We start from the raw sequence: 13,569 nt of genomic DNA on the forward strand, positions 1-13,569 counted from the left end.
CTGCGACTTTAAGGATTCCCCCGGGGAATTCACCTTCCTGATCCGGGGTTTACTTTTTCCAGGCTAGGCCGTTCACGTTGGCCCCAACCTCCTGGCCTTTTTCCAGTCCGCGTTCGTTGTCCTGGGGCGTGTGGATGCCTCCGAAAAAGCGGGAGTCGGCCGTCTCCCTGGCCACTTCGCTGAGGCGGGTGAACGAGCGGGCCACGAAGCCCACCTCCCGCTCTTCGTCGTAGGGACGGCCCACGTGGCAGGCGTCGGTGAAGGCAAACTCGTCCCCAAACATATCGATGAGCACCGTCGTCGCCGCCGACGCCTGGATGGCGTGCCCCGAGGGAAAAGCCGGGAAAGGCGGATCGGGCCAAAAGCTTTCCCATTCTTCGTCGATCACGGCGGTAACGTAGGTGTTGGGCCGTTCGCTGAAAAACTGGTATTTCCACCGCCAGCACAGCAAAAAAGCGTCGGCTACGGCCATCCCCACCCGGGCGTAAGCTTCGGCACAAGTCACCAGGTCGGGCTGCCGTGCGTGCACCACCATTGATGCTAAATAGTAGGAGTGCCCCGGTGGGGTGAAGGTGACGTCGGGGTCATCTCCCCACCAGATGGCGATTTCCTTTTGTTCCTGCGTCAGCGCCCGCTCGGCCTCGTACACCGCGCGAAACTGCTCGTAGTAGGGGGAGCCGGGGACAGTATCGTAGGGAATGAATTCGGGGGCTTCCATCCGGTAGTTGCCGGGCAGAAAGGGGCGGTTTTGCCCCCAGTGCGGGTGCAGGGGATGGTGACTGAAGGATTGGGCAAACAGCGGCGGCTTCCATCCTCCAGGACGATCGGGGTGAACCATCGCTTTATCGAAGTTCTTCAAATAGGCCCGGTGGCCACCGTCGCTCTTTGACCATTCGAAAATGGCCTGTGCCAGGCGTTGGCCGAAGGAAATAGAACGATCGGCCACCCCTGCGTCGGTACGTTTGCGAAAGTAGGCGGCAATTTCCGCTTCCAAGGAATCCACGCTGGCCTTGTTGGCGTCGGAAGTGTGGTTGTACAAACTGCGCAGTAACTCCGCCTGGCTGGCGTTCAGCGCGAGTCGGAAGTCGTATTCCACCCCCGCATCGGGCGTAGGCAGGTGACTCAAACTGCTGAGCTGCCCCGCCAGTGAGCGCCGGTCTTTCGTCCCGTGGACCACACTTTCGTACATGGCCAGGCCCAGGTAGCCCAGGCAACGCGAGGCGTAGGTCGGGCTGTTCCCGGGGGTACCTTTGGTCAGGCGCAGGGTCATCTCCGCCCAGCTGCCCGTAAGTTCGGCGGGCTGTTCGTAGTCGCGGGCAGGGCTACAGGAAGACCAGCTGAAGGCGAGGACAAGCAGGATCAAGCACCCGCACTGCCGGCTCACGTCCCGTGCTGCATTGATCCACTTCATCTCCGCTTTTCGGTTAAAGCAGGCATTATTCCAGCCATAGCAAGACGTACACTTTTCCATGAAAATAGGCTGATATTGTTCTGTTCTGTGGTGGTGGGATCTGACTTTATTGCTCCACCATTTGGGCCTCCCGACGGTAAGCCCGCACCTTCTTACCCCGGATGCCGAAGAGCAATAAATCCTGGTAAGCCAGCACGCTCCGCACGTCGCCACGCAGTTTTAAGCCCGCAGTGGCCTGGGGAACGTAGCCAAAGCCGCCCTTGCCATCTCCCTGCAACAGGATACCGGTGTTCGCCTCGGCTTTGCCCCAGCGCTGTTTTTCTTTCCCATCGTTGCCGCACAGCAGAAGATCGCGGTGCCCATCGGCATTAAAGTCTGCGGCCGTGATGGTGTGCACCGGAGCGTATTGTACCTCCAAAGGCAGTTCCGCCCGGGCGTAGCGGCCATCCGCCTGGCTGAGGTAAAGGACGGTCTCCAGCATTTCCGCCGTCCGGTGCAGGGTGCCTTCGGGCCAGGAAGGAAAGATGTCGTCGAGGCTTTGGTCGGCAAAGCTGCGGTAATCCGGGTATTTTTTGCGCAGTCCCGCCAGCTGCCCCAGCAGTTCATCGCGCGTGAGGTCGGCGTAGCGGCGGCCGTCGGGGCCGTAGTAACTCAGGATGGGATCGAGGGCACCGTTGCCGTCCAGGTCGGCTGCGTAGAGTTCCAGCGGCAGTTCCGGGCTGGCGCTGAAGAGGTTGTTGAGGCCTTGGTTGCCGGCCAGGAGGTCCAAGCGGCCATCGCCGTTGAAGTCGCTGAGATGCAGGGCCGTCCACCAGCCCGTCAGTGGCGGCGGGAAGGCCCCGGCGTAGGGCTGCAGTTGCTGGCCGTCGAAGGTGAAGCAAAGCAGCGGCGTCCATTCGCCAGCAACGACGAGTTCATCGGCCCCGTCGCCATCCAGGTCCGCCCAAGTGGCGGCGTTGATCTTGCCGATGGATTGTAATTCCTGGGGCAAAGGCGAGGTCAGTGGCGTGCGCTGTCCGTCGTTCAGGGGGTAAAGGGTCACCGCATCTACCAGCGGGTAACGGCCGGGCAGATAAGCGTTGCCCACGAACTCCACCGCGTACTTTCCGCTGCTGCGGGCCAGAACGCGGCCAGTACCTGCTTTGGCAAGCACTTTTCCGCCCTCCACGGCCAGCACCGGCCCGGGTTGAGCGTATTCGCGGGGCAGGAGGCGCTCTTCGTCAAAACCCCGTTGCTCGGCGGGCGGATCGGTGTAGGCCAAGGGAGAACTTACTTCCCGAAACCAGCTTGGAGCGGTGGCCTTGGCTGGGGCTGGACGGACTTCCCCTGCTTCTTGGTGGCGAAGAACGATGCGCTGGTTAACCTCCACCGCCTCCAGGTTTTGGCGGGCGCCGTCGGGCCAGGTGACGACTAGCCTTTGCACCTGCGTCCGCGCCCCCAATCCGAAGTGCAGCACGGGATCGACGCAGGATAGGTAGCCACGGTTGGGGAATTGCTCGCGGATTTGTTGCAGGTCGTCGGCCCTGATTTCCACCCGCGCCCCGATGCCCTGGGGGTTGCCCGCCGGACCTTCGAGCGCTACGGAAAGGTAGTTTTGCCCGGTCAGGTCATTGCGGTACACGAAGGCCGCCCGGTCGAGGTTATTGACCACCAAATCCAGGTCGCCGTCGTTGTCCAGGTCGGCATAAACGGCACCGTTGCTGTTCGATGGCCGGGCCAGTCCCCAGTCCGCCGTACGGTCCGCAAAAGTTCCATTGTGCTGGTTGCCGAAGGCAAAATTGCGAAGATCGGAAGCGGGCATTTGCTCCAGCAATTCCCGCAAATCCGTCCGTTGCAGGCGGCCTTTTGCGGCCGTGAAATCTTCCATGTATTTGATGAAGTCGAGGTTGGTGTAGTCCTTCAGGTAGCCGTTGGTGACGTGCAGGTCTTGCCAGCCGTCGTTGTCAAAATCGGCCAGCAGGGCAGACCAGCTCCAGTCGGTCATCGCCACACCAGCCAGGCGGCCAATCTCGGCGAAAGTGCCATCGCCGCGGTTGAGTTGCAGCATATTGCGCATCGTCTGGTGGTGGAAGCCGCTGGCCAGGTTGAGGTCAAGCTTGGAGCGGTTGTCGTCGGGTTGCAGCAGGCGCTGGCGGCGGGGATCGGCCGGCAGCATATCGAGGGTAAAAAGATCGAGGTGGCCGTCGTTGTTGATGTCGCCCGCGTCGCTGCCCATGGAGAAGTGGCTGGTGTGGCTCATTTGCTCCCCCAGGTGGTCGGTAAAGGTGCCGTCGCCGTTGTTGTAGTAGAGGTAGTCGGGCACCTCGTAGTCGTTAGAGACGTAAAAGTCGGGGTCACCATCGTTGTCCAGGTCCGCAATGGCCAGCCCCAGGCCGTAGCTCAGAGCCGAACCGCTGATGCCCGCCGCCTCGGTGACGTCCTTGAATTTCCCACCCGTATTTTGGTACAGGCGCAGGCCGCGGTCGGGGTCGGGGTTGGCCAGCAGTTCCCGGGTTTTGGCCGCGTTCAAAACGGGCAATGCCTGAGGGTTGTGGTTCAGCAGGAGCCCGTCGAGGTCGCCGTCCCGGTCGTAATCGAAGAAATACATTTGGTTGCTGAAGGCCGTTCCGGCCAGCCCGTAGGCGGCGGCTTCGTCGCGAAAAACGGGCACCCCGTCCGGCCCATTGCCCTGGTTGATGAACAACTGGTTGGCGCGTTTCTCGGGGGGCAGCATGCCGGAGTAGCAGAGGTAAATGTCGAGTTTGCCGTCGGCATTGACGTCAGCCAGGGTCACACCGGTTTTCCAGGGGCCAGGGCGTCCGCCCGCGCCGGAAGGCTGGGTTACGTCGGTAAAGTGCAGGTCACCAGCGTTCAGGTACAGGCGGTTTTCGGCCATATTGGCCGTGAAGTACAGGTCAGTTTTTCCGTCGCCGTTCAGGTCGCCAGCGGCCACACCCCCACCGTTGTAGAAATATTCGTACACCAGGATATTCGTATTTGGCCCCTCGGTCAGGCGGTTCACGAAGTCGATGCCCGTTGTAGCGGGCTCCAGTAAGGTGAAGAGCGGAGCGGCCGGAGCACCATCTTTTTCGGGCGCGGTCGCAGGTGCCGGGCCCGAACAATGGAGCAGGGGAAGCAGGGCCAACACCCCCATCAGGCGGAAAAACAATGCGTACATATCAAGTAAGTTGCCTCGAAAAAGCTCCCAAAGGGAGTGCTCAAAAATAAGCAAACCCACTTACTCCCGGGGAATAAGTGGGTCTGCCACAGTTTATCGTCCGTTGTTACCCGGTGCTAGTACAGCGGGTTCTGTACCAGCAGAGGGTTGCGGTTGATCTCGTCCCGCGTGATCGGGCGGTAGTACATCTTGTTGCGCCAGGTGCGGGTTTCGTTTTCCGTATTTTCCACCACCGTGTAAGTGTAGGTGTAACGGGATGGGTCGTAGCGGTAAGGCACGTGGGGCGTGGCTCCCGGGCGGAGGGTAGCGCGGATGTCGATGGTCTGGATAATGCGGCCGAGGGTTTCGGGGGCAATCAGCCAACGGCGGGCGTCGTGGTAGCGGTGCTCTTCGTAGGAGAGTTCCACGCGGCGCTCGTTGCGGTAGCGCTGCCGCAGGGCATCGCCCGTATCCGTTACGGCGGGCATCCCGACACGGAAGCGGATCTTGCTGAGCCATTCGCGGGCCGTGGCTTCGTCGCCCAGTTCGATGCTGGCCTCCACGAGGTTCAGTACGGCCTCGGTGTAGCGGATGAATGGCCAGGGAATGGTTTGGGCGTTCGACTGGTTATCGGGCAACGCGGGGTTGGGGTCGATGAACTTACGGTGGTAGTAGTGGGTACGGCTGCCGTTCCAGTTTTCTACCGTAGACTCGCGGGTATCCACCCCGTTGATGGTGCCGCCGTTGCCGTCGTCGTAGTAGCCGGTCTGGATCTGGTCCATGGGGTCAATTCCGGAAACGGCTACTGGCCGGGGCTTCCAGTCGGCACCGTCGTACATGATGGATGCGCCGAGGCGGGGATCCCGGTTTTCGTAGGGAGCTGCAGCGTGGGCGGGGTTGTTCCAGTCGAAACGGGAACCGTCCATCATCTCGTAGTCGTCCACCAGCTGCTGGATGGGGGTGTTGCCCGCCCAGTTGTTGTAGCCGTTCGGTCCGTTGTTGATGCCGTGGTGGATACCACCCAGCGGCCAGTTGTCCTCTACGGTGTAGAGGGGCGTTTTAGTGCGCTCGAAGATCAATTCTACTTCCGCAGCAGCGTCGCCAACGGCACTACCACCGCCCATGGAAATGGAGATGTAGTTCTGACGGCCTTCCTCGGCGGATACGGGTGCGGTGAGGTCCATCTTGTAGCCCGTGCCGGCGTTCACCACCACCAGGGCAGCGTCGCGGGCGGCGCGCCAGCGGGCGGTGCGGTCACCACCGGAGTAAGCCACCAGGTCGATATTGCTATAACCAGGGAATACTCCGCCCGCCAAAGCACCGTCGTGGAGATCCGAAGCGGCGTAGAGCAGGATACGGGATTTCAGCGCCTGCGCCGCCAGGGTGGAAGCCCGGCCCGGCGTAACGGGCTTGCCTTCGAGCAAGGTGGCGGCCCGATCCAGGTCTGCGACAATGAAGTTGACCGTTTCTTCCCAGGTGTTGCGCGCTACGGAGTAGTCCTCATCCAGGCCGTAGGGGCGGTCAATGAGGGGAACGCCGCCGTAGAAGCGGGCCAGCTGGTGGTAGTAGTAGGCCCGCAAGAAGTGGGCTTCGCCGAGAAGGCGGTCGCGCAACTCCGTGTCGGAGAAGGTCGCAGTGGGCAGGCGCTCAATGGCGATGTTGGCCTGGCGAATGGCCAGGTACATCTGGTCCCACTGGTAAGTAGCACTCATCCAGGCGGTGTTGGTGGGGTCTTCCGTGCCTTCATTGAAAGTGTTGATGTTCCGCCCGGCGTGGGTGAACATCGCCTCGTCCGTAATGGAAGATAAGCCCTGCTCCTCGAACCCGCCGTAGCCCAGGAAGGAGTAGACGTTGAAGATGAAGGCCTGGCTGAGTGGGCCATCCGCCCAGGTGGCCTCGCTGGAGATGCTGTCAAGGGGCTCCGTGTTCAGGAAGTCGTCCTTACACCCCGTCAGGAGGGCCAGGAAAACACCCGTTGCCAGGAAGGCCCGCCAAAGAGAATTTTTCATTAGTTGCATGATGTGTGATAGTTTCAGTTTCAAGTTCCGCTGTTGCGTACCGCGAAGGTACGAAAACACGCTTAGGTGTTGGAACAGTGGAACTCGTAATTGGTTTAGAATGTGACGTTTAAGCCCAGGTTGATGATGCGGGTTTGCGGGTAGTAGACGCCGCTGCCGGCCGTAGACTCGGGATCGAAGAAATCGAGGCTATCGAAGGTGAGCAGGTTAAGGCCATTGACGTAGGCGCGCAGGCTGCCCAGGGAGAGGCGGCTGGTGAGGGCCGTGGGCAGCGTGTAGCCAATTTCCAGGTTCTTCAGGCGGAGGTAATTCTTGCTGAAGAGCCAGTAGGTATTCTGGCCGTAGTTACCGCCCGTGTAGTAGGTATCGCCACGGCTGGCCAGGCGAGGGTGCTCGGAGCTGGGGTTATCGATGCTCCAGCGGTTGTCGTGGCTCCACTTGAGGTAGTTGCCAATGTCGCCGGATTCCGTTTGCACGCGCAGGGAAGCACCCGTAGCCCCTTGCAACAGCGCGGTAATGTCGAGGCCTTTGTAGCTGGCGGTGAAGTTGGCCCCGAAGTTGAAGGTCGGCGTACCGTTGTCGTCGATGCGTACACGGTCGTCGCCGTCGATCTTTCCGTCGCCGTTGACGTCGCGGAATTTCATATCGCCCGGCAACAGACGGCCCGTTACGGCGCTGTAATCGAGGGTTTCGGCGTTGATCTCGGCCTGGTCGCGGAATACACCGTCGGATTCGTACACCAGGTAAGCACCGATGGGCTTGCCTTCCATGAGCTGGTAATCGGGAGCGCCGGGGATTTCGTCCATGAAGATGACCTTGTTCTTGGCGTAGCCACCGTTGACGCCGAAGCGCCACTGGAAAGGTTTGCCGGCCCGGCCATTGTAGCCCAGGTTGAATTCAAAGCCCCGGTTTTCTACCTCACCGGCGTTCACTGGAGGCAGGAGGCTGTTGATGCCGGAAGATGCCGGGGTAGAGCCCGTTTCCTGAATCAGGATCTGGTCGCGCTTATTGACGAAGTATTCCAGCGTAGCGTCTACCCGGTTGTTGAACAGGATAGCGTCAATGCCGAAATTGAGGTTATTGGCCCGTTCCCAGGTGAAGCTGGGGTTGGCCAGGCGGATTTCCCTCAGGGTAGTTTCGACCACACTGTTGATGGGATATTCGCCGAAGCCATAGGTAGAGAGGTAGGCAAATTCCTGCAGCTGGTTGTTGAAAAACACCTGGTCATTACCCATTTGCCCGTAGCTGGCGCGGATCTTGAGCAGATCGACCGCCCCTACGTTAAAGAAGTCTTCATTGGAGATGTTCCAGCCCGCCAGTACGCCGGGGAAGAAGCCAAAGCGGTCACTTTCCGGGAAGATGTACGAACCGTCGTAGCGGAAGATGAACTCCAGGAGGTACTTCTCATTGTAGTCGTACTGCGCCCGGCCGTAGTAGCCCAGGCGGGCCCGGTTGTAGCCGGAGCCACCCGTTTCCTGCTGCAAAGATCCGCCGGCAAACAACTGGTCCACCGCCGCAGAAATGTAGTTGCGCCGGAAGGCCTGAAAGCCCTCTCCACTGAAGGTTTCCCGTGTCACGCCCGCCATCAAACCGATGTTGTGGCCAGCTCCGAACTGCGTATTGTAGTCGATGCGGGTGGAGAGGTTGGTGTTGAGCGTGGAGAAATTGCTCTGCCGCAGGCGCGGGTCGGTAAAGTTGGAGCGAACGGCACCCTCCAGCAAGGGCGTGACGCCGTCGGGCTCAAAGGATACCCGGTCCCAGAAGTACAAAGTCCAGGGCGTTTCCCACCGCTTGGTGGTGTTGTTGCTGTTGTCGGCAGCACCGGAGAAAGTCAGCGACAGTCCCTTGATCCAGGGGTTGGTCAGTGTGACTGATCCATTGGCCTGGAGGTAGTCGGTGGGACTATCCACGTAGCCGGTGGCGTTGGTGGTAATCACGTTGGGGTTTTGCCCGTTTTCGATGTCGGGTCCGGGCAGGCCGTTGGGCCAGACGCCGGGCTCGGTAGGCCGGCCACGCATCAGCATCCGGAAGATCGCGTTGGCGTCCTGCGTGGGGTAGCGACGGTCTTCCCGGCGGGCGGTGATGCCGATGGAGGTGGTAATGTACTGGCTGATGTCTGCATCCAGGTTGATGCGTAAATTGTACTGCTTGTACTTCGTGGCCGTGTTTTTGTAGAAGGCTTCCTGGTTGACGAAGCCCGCCGAGGCGAAGTAGCGTACCGCCTGCGTGCCACCGCGGACGGATAGGTTGTGCTGGCTCTGCGGCGCCCAGGTGCGGAAGGCGTCACCAAACCAGTCGGAATCGGGGAAACCCCAGGGGTCCGTACCTGCACCGTGCAGCCGGACGGCCTCGGGGCTGAAGTTGGCGTTGATCGTCCCAACGCCGGGCGTGGGCGAATCGTAAGTGCCGGAAGTCCGGATGGCCTGGGAGGCCGCTGACCACTCATTGACGGGCACGGTCTGGTAGATCGGCAGCTCGTTCATGATGTTGGCGTACTCTACGGCGCTCGCCATTTCGGGGATGACCGTAGGCTGGGCCCAGCCCTGGTTGAAGTCGTAGCTCACCGTAGGTTTGCCGGATACGCCGCGCTTGGTGGTCACCAGAATGGCACCGTTGGCGGCGCGGGCACCGTAAATGGCCGCCGAGGCATCCTTCAGCACGGAAATGGACTCAATGTCCTGGGGACTGAGGCGCGCCAGGCCACCCGCGCGGTCGGGGACTCCGTCAATGACAATCAGCGGGCTGCTGTTGCCCAGCGTGTTGACGCCGCGGATGTTGATCAGGGCGTTGTCGTTGCCCGGCTCACCGCTGGGCTGAATGACGACTACGCCGGGCAGACGACCCGCCAGCGAAGCGCCGAGGTTGACCGAGGGCGACTGCTGCAAAGCCCCCCCCTGGACGCCCACCACGGCCCCAGTTACGGTTGCCTTTTTCTGCTTTCCGTAAGCAACCACAACCACCTCATCCAGTAGCTCGCCACTGGTAAGCGAAAGATTGTAATTGACGCCCGGACCGACGGTAATTTCCCGGTTTTGGTAGCCGGTGTAGGAAAAAATCAGCACGTCGCCATCACTGGCCTGCAAAGAAAAGCTACCGTCAACGTCGGTAACCGTACCGGAACTGGTGCCCTTTAGCAAGACACTCGCGCCTATGAGCGGGTCTCCGGTTTGCTCATCGAGCAAAACCCCACTGATGGTTTGCTGCGCTACCGCAGTAGCCGCAAGCGTGAGCAACAGCAAAAGGGCCATTGCTCCTCGCAAAATAAATTTGTAATGCATGACTAAGCTTCAAATAAGTGAATGAAAGTATCCGATGCCACCGGGGCGGGAAAGCCGCGGGGCGATAAACTCTTGCTCAGTCTTCAAGTGGTTTTGCCAACGGGTGGCGCTATGGGGAGGTATGAAAAAGCGGAAAGCCCTCAGAAAGCCAGATGCCTACTTTCTTGAGGTGTATTAGGCCGAAAAGTAGTTACAACACTGGAAACCGCCAAATCTTGTTTTGGCAATGACCGGCGGCGAGCAGTTAATCAATGGCTTCTCCTGTCGGGCGTGGATGGGCCTTAGGCAGGATAACATACCCGCAACAGCCCTGAAAATCTAGGTTTTTTGAAACCCAGGGAGCGTGAAACTGCCGCCACTAACCAGCCCAAAAACCGTGAAAAAAATCTTCACCCTTTTCCCTTTCCCGATGGTTAGCCGCCCGCAATGCTGATTTCCGCCACCAATCAGCTTCCTGCTGGCAGCGGGACAAAAAAAATTGCGACCTTCCGGCCAAAGTTTCGATCCGATGCAAAAGTTTTTGTCTACCCTGGCTCTTGTTACCTTGCTTTGCACCTGCGTCAGCGCCCAGCAACGCTACGTGCAGAACGCCGAGACCTTTAATGTCAATCGTCTCCCGCCCCACGCCACGCTCTACCGCTACGCCAACGTGGCCACGGCCCGGGCGAACGGCGCGCAGGTGGGCCGGACGAGCCTCGACGGCACCTGGCAATTTAAAATGCACCGCCACGGCCAAAACCAGGCCCCGGCCTACCCGGCCCTGAACCCCGCCGAGTTTCGCCCCATAACGGTGCCCGGCAACTGGGAGGCCCAAGGCTTTGGCATGCCGATTTACACCAACTGGGAGTATCCCTTTCGCCCCGCCGGCCCGCCCTACGTGCCCGCCGCCGACGGCCCCACCGAACACGACCGCAACCCGATGGGTGCCTACTGGCGCACCTTCGACGTGAAGAATTTCCGGCCCGGCGACCGGCAGGTCATTCACTTCGGAGCCGTAAGCTCCGCCTTTCACGTATGGGTAAACGGCCAGTACGTGGGCTACAGCGAAGGCAGCCGCACCCCCGCCGAATTTGACGTGACCGACCTGGTGGAGGCCCGCGGCAACGAAGTATACGTTGAAGTCTACCGCTACAGCGCCGGTTCTTACCTGGAAGACCAGGACCACTGGCGGATGAGCGGTTTGCACCGCTCGGTGTACCTGGAAAGCACGCCCTACGAGTACCTTTCCGACCTCTTCGCCAAGCCCTCCATTGCCGAAGACGGCCGCACCGGCTTGCTCCGCATTGAGCCAACCCTCCACTACCGCGACCCCGCCAAAATCAAAGACTGGACGCTGGAAGTACAACTCTTTGACCCCGCCGGGCAGCCCGTTTTTGCCCAGCCGCAAAGCCTCAACCTCAACGCCATCCCCAACTACTACCAGCGCGGGGCCTACCGCAACCCTTACGGCATTCACCAGTTCCATGGCCTCGATCTGCGGGTGCCCAACGTGGCACCCTGGACCGCCGAAACCCCCAACCGTTACCGCCTGGTGACCGCCCTGAAAAATGCCGCCGGGGCCACCGTCGACGTCACGGGCACCTACCTCGGCTTCCGCAACCTTAGCTGGGGCAAAGACGGCTTTAAGGTCAACGGCAAGGAAGTCATTTTTTACGGCGTCAACCGCCACGACCACTCCGCCATCCGCGGCAAGGCCGTCACCCGCGCGGAAATCCGTGAAGACCTCCGCCTAATGAAGGCCTTCAACCTCAACGCCCTGCGCTGCAGCCACTATCCCAACGATCCTTATTTATACGAGCTGGCCGATAGCATCGGCCTCTACGTAATGGACGAAGCCAACGTGGAAACCCACAAGGCCGCCAGCCAGATCAGTGGCCTGCCGATGTACGCCACGGCCATGCTCGACCGGGTGGTGCGGATGGTGGAACGCGACAAAAACCACCCCAGCATCGTCAGCTGGAGTCTGGGCAACGAGGCGGGCACCGGCCCCAACCACGCCGCTATGGCCGCCTGGGTGAAGGGCCGCGACGGCAGCCGCATGCTCCACAACGAAGGCGCGGCGGGCAACAGTTTCAGCGATAAGCCCGAGCCCGACGAGGCCTACGTGGACGTCCGCAGCCGCATGTACACGCCCAAGGAGCAAATGCGGCAATTGCTGGCCATGGACGACGACCGGCCCCTGATCTACTGCGAATACGCCCACTCCATGGGCAACTCCACGGGCCACCTCGATACCTTTGCCAAAATGTTCCGGGAGTACCCCAACTTCGCGGGTGGCTTTATCTGGGACTGGATCGATCAGGGACTGAAGAAGACCGATCCGCAGGGCCAGCAGTTCATGGCTTACGGCGGCGACTACGGTGAAGACATCAACGACAACAACTTCCTCGCCAACGGACTGCTCTACAGCGACCGCAGCCCCCAGCCCGCCCTCTGGGAGGTGAAACACGCCTTCCAGCCCGTGGAGGTGCGCTGGTACGACGCAGAAAGCGTGACCATCAAAAGCTGGCTCACCCACACCAACCTGAACCAGTACGACCTGGAAGTCCGGGCCGTCACCCCCACCGGAACCAAAAGCCTCTGGAAAGGAGCAGCACCGGATGTGGGCGCCGGAGCGCAGGTGCAGTGGAAGTGGAAAACAGCAGTGCAAGACGAGCCCTACGATTACCTCGAGTTTGCTTTCTTGCAGCGGACGCCGGAGTTTGGCCGGCCCGCAGGCCACGAGGTAGCCTTCGAGCAGATCTCCGCCGTAGGGTTCGAAGACGTAGCCTTGGACGACGCTGCCCCCGCCCGGGCCAACTACCAGGAAACCCCGAGCGCACTGGTCTTGAGCAACGAACAATTTGAAGTCTACGTTGACCCTAAGACGGGGATCGTCACCAACGTTTTACGCAATGACACCGAGGTCTTCGCCGCGCCCCTCAAACCCAACTTCTGGCGGGTGCCGACGGACAACGACAAGCCCGCCGGACTGGCTAATGCCTACCGCCCCTGGCGCGACGCCCAGCCGGTCCTGGCCAGTAAATCCTTCCGCGCTGGCGTACTTTACCTCACGCGCAGCTATCTGGAGGGGAAAGTCAACGAACGGGTGATGATCAGCTTTGACGCCGACGGTGCCCTGGTCTTTGAACAAAGCCTGGAAAAAGCGAACCCCGGTACAGATGTGCCCGGGGTCTTCCGCTACGGCCTGCAAACGGAGATCAGCCGGAGCTATCAGCAAGTGAGCTGGTACGGACGTGGCCCCCACGAGGCCTACGCGGACCGCTTCCGTTCGGCCCGCTTCGGCAATTGGACTTCCGCCACCGACCAACTCCACGAGCCCTACATCCGGCCCGCCGAGAATGGCAACCGGATGAACGTGATGTCGTTGCTCCTTGCGGGTAACGGCCAGGCGCCCCTGCGGATCAACAGCCCCACGGGTATGGACTTCAGCATCTGGCCCTACACCCAGGCCACCCTCGAAGCCGCCACCCACACCAATGAACTGACGCCCGCCACCCACCTTACCCTGAACCTCGATTACGGGCAGATCGGCGTCGGAGGAGACAACAGCTGGTTGCCCAACGCTGGCCCCTACGCGGAGCACCGTTTGGAACTGGATAGGCCTTTATGGTACAGCTTTAGGATAGGGAAGGCGCAGTAGGACTGCTGCGCAGTTTTTTTTGAACCACTTAGGACACGAAGAGGGGCTAAGGTGTGGCAGGAAAACCTGGTTGAGGGTGTCCT

The 13,569-nt window shown here is 60.7% G+C and carries 5 protein-coding genes; 1 reads left to right on the plus strand and 4 read right to left on the minus strand.

The features are described from left to right. Nucleotides 1-49: 49 nt before the first annotated feature. The 4 genes from H9S92_RS17975 to H9S92_RS17990 all read right to left on the minus strand — a co-directional run bounded on the left by H9S92_RS17975 (nucleotide 50) and on the right by H9S92_RS17990 (nucleotide 9,843). Complete coding sequence (locus H9S92_RS17975; RefSeq protein WP_246463978.1) at nucleotides 50-1,471, minus strand: vanadium-dependent haloperoxidase; 1,422 nt, start codon at nucleotides 1,469-1,471, stop codon at nucleotides 50-52. Between the two features lie 46 nt (nucleotides 1,472-1,517). Next, nucleotides 1,518-4,568 (minus strand): VCBS repeat-containing protein, encoded by a 3,051-nt coding sequence (locus tag H9S92_RS17980; protein ID WP_222936160.1) that lies wholly within the window; start codon nucleotides 4,566-4,568, stop codon nucleotides 1,518-1,520. 116 nt (nucleotides 4,569-4,684) lie between these two features. Then, the gene (locus tag H9S92_RS17985; RefSeq protein WP_246463980.1) at nucleotides 4,685-6,556 is read right to left on the minus strand and encodes a RagB/SusD family nutrient uptake outer membrane protein; all 1,872 of its coding nucleotides are present in this window, start codon (nucleotides 6,554-6,556) and stop codon (nucleotides 4,685-4,687) included. Between the two features lie 104 nt (nucleotides 6,557-6,660). Further along, nucleotides 6,661-9,843 carry a SusC/RagA family TonB-linked outer membrane protein gene (locus H9S92_RS17990; RefSeq protein WP_187468087.1) on the minus strand — a complete coding sequence of 1,061 codons (3,183 nt, stop codon included), beginning with the start codon at nucleotides 9,841-9,843 and terminating at the stop codon, nucleotides 6,661-6,663. Nucleotides 9,844-10,351: 508 nt separating this feature from the next. Between H9S92_RS17990 and H9S92_RS17995 the strand changes: the two genes are divergently transcribed. Then, complete coding sequence (locus tag H9S92_RS17995; RefSeq protein ID WP_187468088.1) at nucleotides 10,352-13,486, plus strand: glycoside hydrolase family 2 TIM barrel-domain containing protein; 3,135 nt, start codon at nucleotides 10,352-10,354, stop codon at nucleotides 13,484-13,486. Nucleotides 13,487-13,569 lie beyond the last annotated feature (83 nt).

The organism is Neolewinella lacunae, from assembly GCF_014349155.1.
Classification (GTDB): domain Bacteria; phylum Bacteroidota; class Bacteroidia; order Chitinophagales; family Saprospiraceae; genus Neolewinella; species Neolewinella lacunae.

Coding starts and splice junctions, on each gene's coding strand:
- H9S92_RS17975 (WP_246463978.1), bottom strand. CDS start 1,471: ATGGAAAAGTGTACGTCTTGCTATGGCTGGAATAATGCCTGCTTTAAC.
- H9S92_RS17980 (WP_222936160.1), bottom strand. CDS start 4,568: ATGTACGCATTGTTTTTCCGCCTGATGGGGGTGTTGGCCCTGCTTCCC.
- H9S92_RS17985 (WP_246463980.1), bottom strand. CDS start 6,556: ATGAAAAATTCTCTTTGGCGGGCCTTCCTGGCAACGGGTGTTTTCCTG.
- H9S92_RS17990 (WP_187468087.1), bottom strand. CDS start 9,843: ATGCATTACAAATTTATTTTGCGAGGAGCAATGGCCCTTTTGCTGTTG.
- H9S92_RS17995 (WP_187468088.1), top strand. CDS start 10,352: ATGCAAAAGTTTTTGTCTACCCTGGCTCTTGTTACCTTGCTTTGCACC.